Consider the following 13,175-nt stretch of genomic DNA (forward strand, 5'->3'; position numbering starts at 1 on the left):
GACGGACTCGACGGACCACGATCGCACGGTGGCCGGACCTTCCACGGTGATCGACGTGGTGGGCCACCCGGTGACGCAGCACGCAGCACGCGGCCGCAGCACGCAGCACGCGGCCGCGGCACGCGGCCCGTACGACGCGACGGCGGTGGCGTAATCGGCCGCGGCCCCGGGAAGGCGGCTGTCGTAGCCGCGTCTCCACGGGGCGCGCGTGCAAGGCTGGGTAGGAGGGCTGTCCGGGACGAGCGTGAGCGGAGGACGGGGTGGACTGGGACCGGTTCGCACAGCAGATGGCGTCCATGGCTCGCGATCTGCTGGCGCAGCACTCGGTCGATGCCACGCTGGAGCGGATCACCAGCTCGGCCACCGAGCTGGTGGAAGGCTGTGACGCGGCCGGCATCCTCGTGCTGAACGGCACGACGGCGAAGACACTCGCCCCCACCGACCCCTTGGTCCTCGACAGCGACCGGCTGCAGGAACGGCTACGGGAGGGGCCCTGCTTCGACGCCGCGCTCAGCTCGGACGGAGAACGGGTCTTCCGCATCGCCGACCTCACCGAGGAGCCCCCGCGCTGGCCCGCCTACGCCCCACGGGCGCACCGTCTCGGCGTGGGCAGCATGATGGGCTTCCTGCTGTTCACCGAGGACGAAGATCTCGGCGCCCTGAACCTCTACTCGCGCAAGCCCGGCGCTTTCACCGAGGTCAGCGAGCTGGCCGGCTGGCTGCTGGCCTCGCACGCGGCGGTCGCCTTCTCCAGTGCCCGCACCCACGCCCAGATGGAGCAGGCCGTCGCCACCCGCCATGCGATCGGCGAGGCCATGGGCATCCTCATGGGCAGCCATCACCTGACCGAGGGGGAGGCCTTCGACGTGCTGCGCCGCTTCTCGCAGGAGAACAACATCAAGCTCCGTGAGGTCGCCCGCCGGGTCTGCGAGCAGGGCAGCCTCTGACGGTTGCGTTGGGGGACGGCTCCTCCGGCACGTTGTCAGAACCAGAGAAGCCTGGCCGGGCCGACCCCCAGGGGAACGCCGCCGAATCCGGCCTGCCCACCAAGTCCCCCCGACTGGCCTCCCCACACCTCGGAAACCCCCGCCGACATCAGCTTGACGATCCCCGGCCGGCGGGGACCCAGGGGCACCTGGGCCCCGGGGGGCCGGGCCCCGACCGTCCGAGGGAGCGGCTTGCGACGCGAGTGGCGGCAGCGGTTTGGGCTGCGGCGCGCAGGGCACCCGGTGGGGCGCATACGAAGCAGCGGTGCCGTGACAGCCCGTCCCCGGGTTACGGCCGGCCCCGGACCGGAAAGTGGATGAGACGCCGTGAGCACGCACTCCGTCGAGAAGCTCGTCGTCCGCGAGAGCGGCTGGGCCAAGGCCCGCCGTCGGCGTGGGAAGGGTGTGCGCATGTGCCTTCCCGCCCTCCCGGACCGGGACGGACCCCGTATGACGGGGGCCGAGACGGACTCGAACATCGTCAGGGGTGACGACTGACGACTGACCCGCTCGTCCGCGGACGAGCGGGTGACGCGGGCGAGCGGGGCGAGGCACGGCGATGGGCCGGCAGAGACAGACGGAACTGTCTCTGCCGGCCCATCGCCGTCCGGTACGGAACCCGGTCCTGCTGGTACGGAGAACCGTCCGGTACGGGTGTCGGTCACGGGGAACGGTTACTCGGCTCTCTCACGGGTCTCAGTCGTTCACGGGTCTCAGTCGTCCTTGCCCCGGCCGGTCAGCGCGTCGCGCATGCGGTCGACGAGGCCCATGCCGGGGGCGAGCAGCTTGTTGGCCGGCGGGGTGTCCGGGGCCGCCGGGTGGGGCCGGGTCGGTGCCGTCTTCTTGGCCGTGCGGACCTTCTCGCCGAGACTGTTCAGGACGTCCGCCGAACAGGACGCGCGCAGCCGGGGGAAGAGGTTGCTCTCCTCGTCCTGGATGTGCGACCTGATCTCGGTCATCAGCTGGGTGATCAGCAGGTCGAAGTCCGGGTGGTCGGCCTCGCACCCCTCCAAGGCTTTCATGGTGCGCTCGGCCTCGGCGTGGTCCTCCAGCTCCCGGTCGGCGATCTCGTCCCCGTCCGGGATGTGCTCGCGGACTGCCGGGTAGAGGTACGCCTCCTCGGCGACCGAGTGACGCACGAGTTCGATGGTGACCTTGTCCGCGTACTTCTTGCGCTGGGGGTCCCCGGAGGGCAGCGCCTCGAGCTGGCCGAACATCTCCTCCACTTCCCCGTGGTCCGTGGTCAGTTCGGCGATGACGTCTCCGCCGTGGCCCATGTCCCGCTCCTCTCCTGAGTGAAACGCATCCGCATCCGCATCCGCTGTCGCATCCGTACCCGTCGGCCCCGTCGGCCTTTCGGCGCGACCCCGAGTACCCGCGAACGGCCCAGCCACGCGGCTGCCCCGGGGCCGCCCGACGATCCGCTCGACCTGGGGCTGAGGGGGCACCGGAGCCCGCCCCTGGTTCCTCCGCGGCCGGATCGGGGCCGAGGACCGGTGAGCAACGATGACCCGATGCGGCGCGACCCGAGGCCGCGTGGCCCGATGCGGCGCGGCCCGATGCGGCGCGACGAGGAGTCACCGGCGACCGCGGCAGGACCGCGGCAGAGGAGCCGCCCGAGGCCGCACCCGGCGGCCCTTCCTGGCCGTCCTCGGCCCCGGTGCGGCCGGCCGCCCGCTCGGTGGGGACATGCTGCACCTCGGCGTAGAGGGAGCGGTCCACCGGCCTGGCACCGACCTGCGGGATCACACCGCCCCGAGCTGATCGGGCGTGTGCCCCTTACGATCTCCGAAAGCGAACGTGCGGGGGTGCGGGAGTGAGCGGATTGCCATCCGATTCCTGGCGCTGGGTCGGCGGTGAGGCGTGGTGCGTGACGTTCACCCACGGCATCTCGCCGGAAGAGGTCCTGGAACGGTACGGAGCAGATCCGGCCCATGCCGAGCTGTTCGACCTGGAGGAAGCGCGCGACTTCCTCCACGACGGCACCGCACTCGACGTCAGCAGGTCGGCCCTGCGCGTGGGTTCACTCGGTGACTGGTCCTTCTGCTACGAGGAGGGATCGGGCGTCGACGGGGCGATGCCCGAAGTGCTGTCCGTCCTCTCCCGGGGCACGGAGACCTTCTCCGTCGTCCTGGGCGGGACCGGTATGAACATCTTCGAGCACTGGTCCGACCGGCAGTGCACCGAGTTGTTCGAGCCGGGAGAGCCGGTCAGCAGGACGCTGTCGGCGCGCCGCTGGTGGGACGCCGTACAGGCACGTCTGGAAGCGGCCGGTGCGGACCACCCCGGGCTCGGCCCCGTCATCGAGGTGATCGTCGCGTACATGGGTGTCGCGCTCGACGACAGCACCGTCGAGGGCCCCTTGCTCACCGTGCTGATGGAGGACGTCGAGGAACCCGGCCCTCGGCAGCGCTCCGGGTGAGCGGCACGCACACGTTCGTCGTCGGCGAGCCCCTGCTAGCCTCCGGGCGCGCCCCGACCCCCGCGGACCGACCACCGGCACCGCACAGCCCGTACTCTCGAAGGACTCTTTCACCGCGATGCTCCACGGCCCCCGTCCGACGACGGCGCCCACCGACTGGACCGACCGTCTGCGCGGGTTCGGGTACACCGCACGCCCCCGGAGCGACATCCGCGAACGCCTGGTCCCGCCCTTCCCGGAGCCGGCGACGCGGTTCTGGGAACGCCTGGGGCTCGGCCCGGTGTCGGCGTACCGCGTCGCGAGGGCCATGGGCTGGCTGGGACCGCTGCTCGTCGCCCTGTTGGCCGGAGCGATTCGCTTCTGGCGCCTCGGGCAGCCGCACGAACTCGCCTTCGACGAGACCTACTACGCCAAGGACGCCTGGTCCCTGCTGCGGTTGGGCTACGAGGGCACCTGGCCGGACCGCAAGGTCGCCGACCCGCAGGTCCTGGGCGACCCCCAGGTGATCCCGCTCTCCGACACCGGGAGCTTCGTCGCGCACCCGCCCACGGGCAAGTGGGTGATCGCCGTCGGTGAGTGGATGTTCGGTCTCGAACCGTTCGGCTGGCGCTTCATGACGGCCGTCCTGGGCACGCTGTCGGTGCTGATGCTGTGCCGCGTCGGACGCCGTCTGTTCCGTTCGACGTTCCTGGGCTGTCTGGCCGGCGCGCTGATGGCGGTGGACGGCCTGCACTACGTGATGAGCCGCACCGCGCTGCTGGACCTGGTCGTCATGTTCTTCGTCCTGGCCGCCTTCGGATGCCTGCTGATCGACCGGGACCATGCGCGGGCCCGGCTCGCCGCGGCGTTGCCGGTGGGCGTGGACGGGCACGTCGGCCCGGACCGGGACACCGGTGACCGTGCGGGGACGGGATGGCGGCCATGGCGGCTCGCGGCCGGCCTCTGCCTGGGTCTGGCCGCCTCGACCAAGTGGAACGGCCTGTACTTCCTGGCCTTCTTCATGGTCCTGACCATGCTGTGGGACGTCGGCGCCCGCCGCGTCGCGGGGGCACGCCGACCGTACCGGGCGGTGCTGCGCAAGGATCTCGGCCCGTCGGTGCTGTCCCTCGTCCCGGTCGCCGTGGTGACCTATGTGACGACGTGGACCGGCTGGTTCCTGTCCGACGACGGCTACGGGCGGCACTGGGCGGACGGCCGCGGCGGCACCTGGTCGTGGATCCCGGCACCGCTCCGCAGCCTGTGGCACTACGAGTACGGTGTCTACCGGTTCAACGTGGAACTGGACGCGTTCCACAAGTACGAGTCCAACCCGTGGAGTTGGCTGGTCCTCGGCCGTCCCGTGCTGTTCTCCTACCAGTCGCCCGAACCCGGGGAGGCAGGCTGCCACGCGATCACCGGCTGCTCGCAGGCGATCCTCGCCCTGGGCACGCCGATGCTGTGGTGGTCGGCGTGCTGCGCCCTGGTGTATCTGCTCTTCCGGTGGGCCCTGCGCCGCGACTGGCGCGCGGGCGCCCTGCTGTGTGCCGTGGGCGCGGGGTATCTGCCGTGGTTCCTGTACCAGGACCGCACGATCTTCGCCTTCTACGCCGTCGTGTTCGTGCCGTATCTGTGCCTGGCCGTGGCGATGACGCTCGGTGCGCTGCTGGGACCGCCGGGCGCGCGTGCCGAACGCCGCCATCGGGGAGCGGTGGCGGCGGGCACGCTCGTCCTGCTCATCGCCTGGAACTTCATCTACTTCTTCCCGATCTACACGGGGCAGACGATCCCGTATCCCGACTGGCACATCCGCATGTGGCTCGACACCTGGATATGAAGCCGCCATGGACGATCTTGTGACGGAACGGCTCGCGCTTCGACCTTCTCGGACCCGCTCCTACCGTCTCGGGCCGCTACCGCCTCGGGCCGGCGAGGGCGTAGGCCGTGGTGCCGGTGACCGCGAGGGTCAGGGCCGTCCAGGTGGCCGTCGTCGTGCCGGGCGGCAGCAGCATCCAGTTCGCCACCTGCATCGGCACGCTCGTCGAAGGCGGGGCGAAGACCGAGAACGACAGCCAGGCGATCGGCAGGGTCCACGCGTACTGCGCCCCGCACACCACCGCTCCGACGGCGGCGAGGCCCATCAGCCCCGCGCTGTCGCGGACGACGAACGCGGTGGCTGCCAGGTCCTCCCCGCCCATCGTCTGTACCGCGAGGAGCACGGCGCAGACGACCATGCCGATGAGCAGCACATGTGCCGCTCTGCGGGGCCTCCAGCGGATCGCGGCCGTGCGGTCCAGCGCGAGGTCCTGCCCACCGAGCCCGGTCGAGGCCGCCGTCACCCCCGCGACCAGGACGAACACGGGCAGCTTCGGATCGGCCGGCCCCCCGCCGCCGTCCCGGGCGACGAGTGCCCACACCGCCACCGTGCTGATCACCACGGCGGCGAGCGACGCGGGCACCTGCCGGGAGCGGGCGTACAGCGTCAGCCATCTCACCGGGACGTACCGCCGTCCAGGACGTCGAGCGGGTCGCCTTCGCAGGAGACGGCGGCGGTGTGCGCCGACTTGACGCGTGCGACCTGTTCGGACCAGGGCAGCGCCTTGAGTTCCGTCAACACCGGGCGGGCCGCGGCGAGTTGGTCGCTCGACGCGTGCATGGCCCCGTTGAACGGCCTGAGGTCACCGAGGACCCAGCCCGCCGCCACGCTCTGCGCGGCGATCTCGCCGAGCGTGCCGCTCTCGTTGGCGCTGCGGGCGGAGCAGAGCGGCACCATGCCCTGTGCGAGCAGGACCCGGGTCAGTTCCTCGCCCTTCGCGTCGGCGATCACGAAGTCGTCGAAGTCGACGAGCACGGACGTGCGGGACCGATCCGGCGGGTCGAAGATCCCCCGTGGGGCGGTGCTCTCCCGGACGGACGTCGGTGCCTCGCCGCCGAGGACGCCCCGCAGGAGGCGGAGCGCCTTCTTGCCGGGACCCGCGAGGCCGGCGAGGCGGTCCTGGTGCGCCGTCGCCACGCACACCGGGCCGTCGCACACCTGGGCCGCGGCGGCCTCGTCGACGACGTACGCCCGGCGCGGGTCCGAGGGGAAGAGGAGTAGGGCGACGGCCGCGCACGCCAGGACGGGTGCCAGGGCGAGCAGGCGAGCGCGCGGGGTCGCGGCGGCCAGCAGCGCGAAGCCGGTCGCGGCCATGCCGAACAGCCAGACCGTCTGGCCCAGATGCACGGGGGCGGAGAGCGTGAGGAACACGTCGCGTACCTCGTCCACCGGCGGTGACAGCAGCGCGACCCGGGTCGGCGCCGTGGCCGTCGGTATCCCCGAGCCCGTCGACAGCCGCAGGAGGTTGACGAACACGAAGGCGGCCACGGCCAGCGCGGGCGGGGTCAGCGGGGAGGGGAGGCTGCGCCCGAGCCCCATGCCGAGGACGGCCCCCGCGACGAGGGCGAGTCCGCCGACGAGCGAGATCGGCAGCCAGCCGAGGTGCGTGTACTCGGTGGCGCCGAGCACCTGGACCGCGCCCAGGAGGACGAGGAGCGCGAAGGCCGAGGCCAGCGTGATCGCCGTCGCGCCCGCGGTCGTGGCGGCGCGGTGCCGGGCGGGTCGTGGTGTGCTTGTCAGCAGCTCGGACATCCGCGAACGGTGGTCGCGCAGCCCCTGGAGCGCCCCGAGCGCCATGGCGAGCGGCCACAGGAAGACCAGCAGGAAGCGGGTCCACAGGGCCATGGACGTCCACTGGGTCGTCCACAGCGCGGTGCCCTTCCACCATGGTCCGCTCAGCAGGTAGAGGAACGCGAGGGAGACGGTCAGCGTCACGGCGCCGGCCCACGGGGCGACGGAACGCCTCAACTCGATACGCAGGACACGGACGTTCACCAGGTCCCCCTTGCCTGTTCGGGGTCGAGCAGCAGCGCCGAGTAGCCGCGCTCCAGCGGGCTGTCGCCCACGTGTTCGGGTCCGCCCGCCGCGGCCAGTTCGTCCGGGGTGCCCTGGAAGACCAGCCGGCCCTCGGCGAAGAGCACCACATCGGTGCAGGCGGCGGCGACGTCCTCCACCAGGTGGGTCGAGACGACGACGCAGGTGTCCGTGCCCAGCTCCTGCAACAGCTCCCGGAAGCGGAGCCGTTGGGCCGGGTCCAGGCCGACCGTCGGCTCGTCGAGAAGCAGGATCGCCGGGTCGTTGACGACGGCCTGGGCGATGCCGACGCGCCGCACCATGCCGCCCGACAGGGATTTCATCCTGTCGTCGGCGCGGTCCGCGAGGCCGACCCGCTCGACCGCCCGCTGCACCGCCGCCGGAATGTCCGCCTTGGGGACCTCCTTCAGCCACGCCATGTACTCGACGAACTCGCGCACCGTGAAGCGCTTGTAGTAGCCGAACTCCTGGGGCAGGTAGCCGATCCGGCGGCGCAGCGCCCGGTGTTCGCCCAGGCCGCCCGCCGACTCGCCGAGCAGTTCCAGGGTGCCCTCGGCGGGGCGCAGCACGGTGGCCAGCGCCCGGATGAGGGTGGTCTTGCCGGCCCCGTTGGGTCCGAGCAGGCCGTGCACGCCGGTGCCCAACGACAGGTCCAGCCCGTCGACGGCCATCCGTTTCCGGCCGACCCTGACCTTCAGCCCCGTGGCCCGTATCTCCCAGGCGTAGGGCGTCGGCGCGAGGTCGGCCGCGCTCACCGCGGACATCACGTGGTGTTCCTTCCGGTTGGTCATCGATGGGCTCCCAGCACGGCGTACGCGCCCCTGCGGGCGATCACGACACCGATGCCGAGGGTGAGGATCAGCCCCCAGACGGGCAGGCCGTCCGTCCGCAGGGCGAAGGGCGTATGGCTGGTGGCCAGGGTCGGCGCCACGACCACGGCGGCCCACACCACGACCAGCGCGACGGCGGCACGGGTCACGCCGACGACTCCGCCGAGCGCCAGGGTGGTCGAGGTGAAGGCCAGACAGGGCAGCAGCCACTGCGCGGTCGTCACCCCCGTCACCCATCCGCCCGCCAGCAGCGCGGGCACGACGACGGCGAGCACGGACGCGGTGCGCCGCAGCACCAGGGGGAGCCCGGCTCTGGGCACGGAGGCCGTCAGCTCGTACGCCGGGTCCAGGCCGCGCGACCACGACGCCGCGACGCCGAGCACGGGCAGGACGGGGGCGAGGAGCAGCACCAGCGACACCTGGCCGGAGCCGTACCCCGTGCCGCTGTCGGCCAGGTCGAGCAGCAGCGCGAGCAGGGTCACGCTCATGACCATGGCCAGCCAGGGCGCCATCGTGGGCGTCAGCCACCTCGACAACCGTGCCGACCGGCGTCGGCGGCGGGGCATCGTGGGGGTGGCGGCCAGCCGGGGTTCGAGGTCGGACCAGACGGTGGCGACCAGTGCCGCCACGGCGGGCGCCGTCGCGGTGGCGGCCGACAGCCTGTCCCGGCAGACCGGGCACCCCTCCAGGTGGGCCTCCAGGGCCCACACCTCGTCGGCGGCGATGTCCGTGTCGCCGCGCGCGTATCCGTCGATGAGCCGCGTCGACGCGTGTTCCACGCTCATGCCAGGGCCCTCCGCATCTCGGTCCGGGCCCGGCGGGCGCGGGTCTTGACCGTGCCCTCGGGCACGCCGAGCAGGACCGAGGTCTCCCGGACGGACAGTCCGTCGAGCACCATGGCCTGCAGTACTTGTCTGAGTTCGGGCGCGAGGCGCCGCAGCGCGTCCCCGACGTCACCGCCGACGCTCGACGCGAGTGCCTCGTCCTCGGCGGCGGGTGCCATGGGCTGCGCGGCAGCCGCGGGCGGCGGCTCCGCGTGGTGGGCCCTGCGGCGGAACGCGTCGACGAGACGGCGTGCCGCGATCGTCCAGAGCCAGCCGACGGCGGTCCCGCCGACCGCGGCCCCGGCGAACGCGCCCGCGGCGCGCCACACCGCCAGATACGTCTCCTGCATGACCTCGGCGACGATCTGCTCGTCGGCGCAGCGGCGCCGCAACCGCACCGCCAGCCATGGCGCGGTGCGCCGGTACAGCTCTTCGAACGCCGCGCGGTCGCCCCTCGCCACCAGCCGGACGAGGCGCTCCTCGTCCGGCTCGTCGGGTGCTTTCCTGACTGATCTCACACCCGCTAGACGCGGGGCCCGGGCGGTGGGTTTTCCATCGGGAGTGATCCCCGTCACAGTCGGGGGGTGTGGGGGATGTGGGGGGTGTAGGGGATGCGGGGAGTGTGCGGAGCGTCAGCCGGCCGGCTCCGCGTCGGTCACGGTTCGTTCGAACCGTTCACCTCGCGAAGCGGTACTTCAGGTGGGTGGCGAGAGGGGTGTGGACCACCCTGATCGGTTCGAGGTCGCGCCGCCCCGCACCCGGCTCGTCGAAGAGCCTCAGCCCCGCGCCGAGGAGCGCGGGAACGACGTGCAGTTGCAGCTCGTCGACGAGCCCTTCCCGGAGGTACTGCCGCACCGTGTTCGCCCCGCCCGCGATGTCGACGTTCCGGTCCCCGGCCGCGGCCTTCGCCCGGTCCAGGGCGCTGTGGATGCCGTCGGTGACGAACGTGAAGGTGGTGCCGCCCTCCTTGACCAGGGTGGGCCGGGGGCGGTGGGTGAGCACGAAGACCGGGGCCCGGAACGGCGGGTTGTCGCCCCAGAACTCCTCGCCCGTGTCGTACATCATCCGGCCCATGACCACCGCTCCGGTGGCGTCGAACCACTCGCGCATCAGCTCGGAGTCGCGGTTCTCCTCCCCGCCGGTCATGCCCTGGCGCTCCCGCCAGCTCGCCAGCCCGTGGATCCACTCGAACAGCGGCTCGGCGCCGTCGCCTCCCGGGTTGTCGAGCGAGACGTCGGTGCCGGCGATGTAGCCGTCGAGGGAGATGGCCATATCCGCGGTCACGGTCACGATGGGTGCTCCTGAGGTCTGGGATGTACTGCCTGCACCCTCACGTCGATCGGGGACCGCCGCATTCGACAACGCCGGAGCATCCGGATGAACGGCATGGAGGCCGAGACGCCCGGCTGCTTCGCGCCGGCGCGAAGCGACCACGCCGCCCGCCGCCGCCCGGTCTGCGGAAGGCGGCGGACCAGCGGGAGGCCCGGGAGGCGGCGGACGGTCGAGGCGCGGCCAGGCCCGTCACCGTGCCGACGGCGGCCGTGCGGGCCACCGCGGCGGCCGTAAGGGAACCGGTGGCCGACCGACCACGCGGCCGGCCGCCTCCGTGCGGTGCGGCGTGGTGCGACCTGCTGGGGCGTGTCAGGTCTCCCGCTCGTCCGGCGAGGGGAGTCGGTCGTCGGGGACGACGTGCATCGCCGCCTCCTCCGCGCCCGCCGCTCCACCGTCGATGCCCTCGTCCTCGGCGACGAGTTCCTTGGTGGTGTCCGTGCGCGCGCCCTCGTCCGGCGCGACCAGGCGACCGGCGCGGTCCCAGCCGGCCTCCGGGTCGAGTGGTTCGCCCTCGCCGCCCGGCAGGTCGCCGATACCGTCCCCGGCCGGCACGTCCACGTCGGGGACCTCCTGACGCAGCCTGTCGTCCAGGGACTCCCCCTCGTGCTGCTCGGCCGCCGTGGTGCCGCTCTTGGTGACACCCAGCGGCTTCTCCGGCGGCGAGTAGCCCTCGTCCAGCATGTCGTCGTAGGTGCGCTCGTCGACCGCGTCCTGGAGATCCAGCGGGGCGGCGTCCTCCTGCTCCTCGTTGCCGCCCGTGGGCTGATAGGCGTCGTCCGCCATGTTCTCGTCAGTCATGATCGCCTCCGGAGACCGTTGGCTCGTTCCTGCCTCCGTGCGGAGTACCGAGTTCCGCCGGATGTAACACCTCGGTGCCGCGACCGTCCCCATCGTCGCGCCGGTCGGCACGACCGGCGGGCATCGGCACCACGGCGCACGCCCTCGCGCGCGCAGGCTTCGGCACCGCGGAGCCGGAACCGGAGCCGGAGTCGGACCCTCCGGTAGGCCCCCCGTTCCGGGGATGGCGCCGGACCGGCCCCACGGTCAGGATGCTCCCTCGCACCACCCATCCCGCAGTGGGTCAAAGGGGGCTTTCCGATGGGTTCGCACGCGGCACCGAAACGTCGTGGACGCGCACTGTGGCCATCCACGAGTCTCATGCTCCTGGTGGCTCTGCTCGGTGTTCCGCGGGCCGAGGGAGCGCCCGTGTCGGCCGACGCCTGCCGCGCCTCGGGCACCGACCTGCCCCGAGGCGACTGCGGGCCCTTCTGGCAGGTCCTCGCGGAGGACTTCGACGGCGACCGGGTGCCGCTCGGCGCGTTCGGCGACTGCGATCACCGGGTCGATACGTCCGCCGCGTACTGCGGAGGCCTGCGCGGCACGTACCGTGACAACTGGTGGGCCTATCCGACCGGTTGGCGCGACACGGCGAACGACCGGGGCCGGGACGTCGTGGGCGTCTACCACCCGGAGGACACCGTGAGCGTGGGTCCTGCGGAGAACGGCGACGGCAGGATGTACATCCGGATGTGGCGGCCCGCCGACGGGGGTCCCGTGCACGCTGCCGCAGTGGTACCTCGTGCCGTCATGCAGATGAGGTACGGCAAGTACAGCGCCCGTATCAAGGTGACGAAGCTCGCTCCGGGATACAAGTCCGCCTGGCTGCACTACGGCGGGGGCTGCGAGATGGACCATCCCGAGGGCGAGTGGACCGGCGACCTCACCGCCTTCCACCATCCCTGCGGCGGCGGCGAGCAGAGCTACTTCCCCGGAAGCGACGACTGGACCGAGTGGCACACCGTGTCGACGGAGTGGACGCCCGGACAGGTGCGCTTCTTCGTGGACGGCCGGCAAGTGGGTCACGACACCCGGGACGTGCCGGACCGGCCCCTGTCCTGGGTACTGCAGAACGAGAGCGCCCTGCAGGGGCCGGGCGCGGCTCCGGGCAGCAGCGCCCAACTCGACATCACCTGGGTCGCCGCCTACGCCTACGGGTGGAAGTGACCGTCCCGCCTGTACGAGGAGCCGCGCGAGCACCGGGCCCCGCCGGGCGGCGCTTGCCCGTGCCGCGCGCCCGGCGCACGCTGGTCCTATGGCTGAGCACGAAGGCCCCGGCCCCACGCTCATCACCTCCGTGCAGCGGGCCTTCCGCCTGCTGGAGGCGGTGAGCGCGCACGAGAACGGCGCGCCGGCGAAACAGCTGGCACGCGAGACGGAGCTGCCCCTCGCCACCGCCTATCACCTGCTGCGGACCCTGGTGCACGACGGCTATCTGCGGAAGCTGGGCGACGGCGGGTTCGTCCTGGGCGACAAGGTGCAGACGCTGCACACCACGGGCCGGGGACAGGCGCTGCTCAGCCGGGTCCGTCCGACGCTCGCCGCGCTGCGCGACGAGCTGACCAGCGCCGCCTACCTCACCTTCTACGAGGACGGCGAGATCCGGGTCGCCGAGATCGTCGACAGCGCACGCGCTCCCCGGGTCGATCTCTGGGTGGGGTTCGAGGACGCCGGGCACGCGACCGCGCTGGGCAAGTCGGTGCTGCGCGAGCTGGACGAGGACTCCCGCAAGGACTATCTCTCCCGGCACCGGCTGGCCGATCTCACCCCGCGGACCATCACCGACGCCCCGGAACTGCTCCGGCGACTGGACTCCTCCCCCGTCGCGCCGGCCGTCACGGACCTGGAGGAGTACGCCCTCGGCACGGTCTGCATCGCGGTGCCCGTGTACAGCGGGGACACGCTCGGCTCGCTCGGTGTGTCGCTGCGGGCGGACCGGCTCTCCCGGCTCGAGGAGGTCCGGGCGCGGCTGCTCCCGACCGCGAACCGCGTGACCAGGGGCCTGTCACTCACTATCTGAAAATCGTCTCCTTGTGGTGCCCGACCCCATCCCCTTTC

At 72.3% G+C, this 13,175-nt stretch carries 15 protein-coding genes; 7 read left to right on the forward strand and 8 right to left on the reverse strand.

Going from position 1 to position 13,175, the window contains the following annotated elements:
• Window positions 1–28: 28 nt before the first annotated feature.
• The 3 genes from OG272_RS05090 (at window position 29) to OG272_RS05100 (ending at window position 1,484) form a co-directional block, all read left to right on the forward strand.
• The gene (locus OG272_RS05090) at window positions 29–154 is read left to right on the forward strand and encodes a hypothetical protein (RefSeq protein WP_405892662.1); all 126 of its coding nucleotides are present in this window, start codon (window positions 29–31) and stop codon (window positions 152–154) included.
• A gap of 106 nt (window positions 155–260) precedes the next feature.
• Window positions 261–947, forward strand: coding sequence for a GAF and ANTAR domain-containing protein (locus OG272_RS05095; RefSeq protein WP_405892664.1), 687 nt, complete (start codon window positions 261–263; stop codon window positions 945–947).
• 366 nt (window positions 948–1,313) lie between these two features.
• Complete coding sequence (locus OG272_RS05100; RefSeq protein ID WP_326584752.1) at window positions 1,314–1,484, forward strand: hypothetical protein; 171 nt, start codon at window positions 1,314–1,316, stop codon at window positions 1,482–1,484.
• Window positions 1,485–1,699: 215 nt separating this feature from the next.
• On the opposite strand, the gene OG272_RS05105 is transcribed toward OG272_RS05100, so the two are convergent.
• On the reverse strand, window positions 1,700–2,263 hold the full coding sequence (locus tag OG272_RS05105) for a hemerythrin domain-containing protein (RefSeq protein WP_326584751.1): 564 nt from the start codon (window positions 2,261–2,263) through the stop codon (window positions 1,700–1,702).
• A 539-nt stretch (window positions 2,264–2,802) separates the two neighbouring features.
• On the opposite strand from OG272_RS05105, the gene OG272_RS05110 reads away from it, so the two are divergent.
• A complete protein-coding gene (locus OG272_RS05110; protein WP_405892666.1) occupies window positions 2,803–3,408 on the forward strand; it encodes a DUF6461 domain-containing protein in 606 nt (201 codons plus the stop codon).
• A gap of 118 nt (window positions 3,409–3,526) precedes the next feature.
• Window positions 3,527–5,221, forward strand: coding sequence for a dolichyl-phosphate-mannose--protein mannosyltransferase (locus OG272_RS05115; RefSeq protein WP_405892668.1), 1,695 nt, complete (start codon window positions 3,527–3,529; stop codon window positions 5,219–5,221).
• A 76-nt stretch (window positions 5,222–5,297) separates the two neighbouring features.
• Here the strand turns inward: OG272_RS05115 and OG272_RS05120 are convergent, their stop codons facing one another.
• The 7 genes from OG272_RS05120 to OG272_RS05150 form a co-directional block, all read right to left on the reverse strand.
• Entirely contained in the window at window positions 5,298–5,879 is a 582-nt protein-coding gene (locus OG272_RS05120; RefSeq protein WP_326584748.1) for a hypothetical protein, read from the reverse strand.
• Window positions 5,876–7,255, reverse strand: coding sequence for a hypothetical protein (locus OG272_RS05125; protein ID WP_405892669.1), 1,380 nt, complete (start codon window positions 7,253–7,255; stop codon window positions 5,876–5,878). The genes OG272_RS05120 and OG272_RS05125 overlap by 4 nt, the downstream gene beginning before the upstream one ends.
• Window positions 7,252–8,085: an ABC transporter ATP-binding protein gene (locus OG272_RS05130; protein ID WP_326584746.1), complete on the reverse strand. Its 834-nt coding sequence runs from the start codon at window positions 8,083–8,085 to the stop codon at window positions 7,252–7,254. Before OG272_RS05130 ends, OG272_RS05125 begins: the two co-directional genes overlap by 4 nt.
• On the reverse strand, window positions 8,082–8,909 hold the full coding sequence (locus OG272_RS05135; RefSeq protein ID WP_405892671.1) for a zf-HC2 domain-containing protein: 828 nt from the start codon (window positions 8,907–8,909) through the stop codon (window positions 8,082–8,084). Before OG272_RS05135 ends, OG272_RS05130 begins: the two co-directional genes overlap by 4 nt.
• Window positions 8,906–9,466 carry an RNA polymerase sigma factor gene (locus OG272_RS05140; RefSeq protein WP_326584744.1) on the reverse strand — a complete coding sequence of 187 codons (561 nt, stop codon included), beginning with the start codon at window positions 9,464–9,466 and terminating at the stop codon, window positions 8,906–8,908. The genes OG272_RS05135 and OG272_RS05140 overlap by 4 nt, the downstream gene beginning before the upstream one ends.
• Before the next feature lie 157 nt (window positions 9,467–9,623).
• Complete coding sequence (locus tag OG272_RS05145) at window positions 9,624–10,238, reverse strand: dihydrofolate reductase family protein (RefSeq protein ID WP_327731032.1); 615 nt, start codon at window positions 10,236–10,238, stop codon at window positions 9,624–9,626.
• Between the two features lie 351 nt (window positions 10,239–10,589).
• Window positions 10,590–11,078 carry a DUF5709 domain-containing protein gene (locus OG272_RS05150; RefSeq protein WP_327731031.1) on the reverse strand — a complete coding sequence of 163 codons (489 nt, stop codon included), beginning with the start codon at window positions 11,076–11,078 and terminating at the stop codon, window positions 10,590–10,592.
• Between the two features lie 408 nt (window positions 11,079–11,486).
• Between OG272_RS05150 and OG272_RS05155 the strand changes: the two genes are divergently transcribed.
• On the forward strand, window positions 11,487–12,284 hold the full coding sequence (locus OG272_RS05155) for a glycoside hydrolase family 16 protein (protein ID WP_327731030.1): 798 nt from the start codon (window positions 11,487–11,489) through the stop codon (window positions 12,282–12,284).
• A gap of 88 nt (window positions 12,285–12,372) precedes the next feature.
• On the forward strand, window positions 12,373–13,137 hold the full coding sequence (locus OG272_RS05160) for an IclR family transcriptional regulator C-terminal domain-containing protein (protein ID WP_328222466.1): 765 nt from the start codon (window positions 12,373–12,375) through the stop codon (window positions 13,135–13,137).
• The last annotated feature ends 38 nt before the right edge of the window (window positions 13,138–13,175 follow it).

Origin of the sequence: Streptomyces sp. NBC_00104 (assembly GCF_045160825.1) — a bacterium.
Taxonomy (GTDB): Bacteria; Actinomycetota; Actinomycetes; order Streptomycetales; family Streptomycetaceae; genus Streptomyces.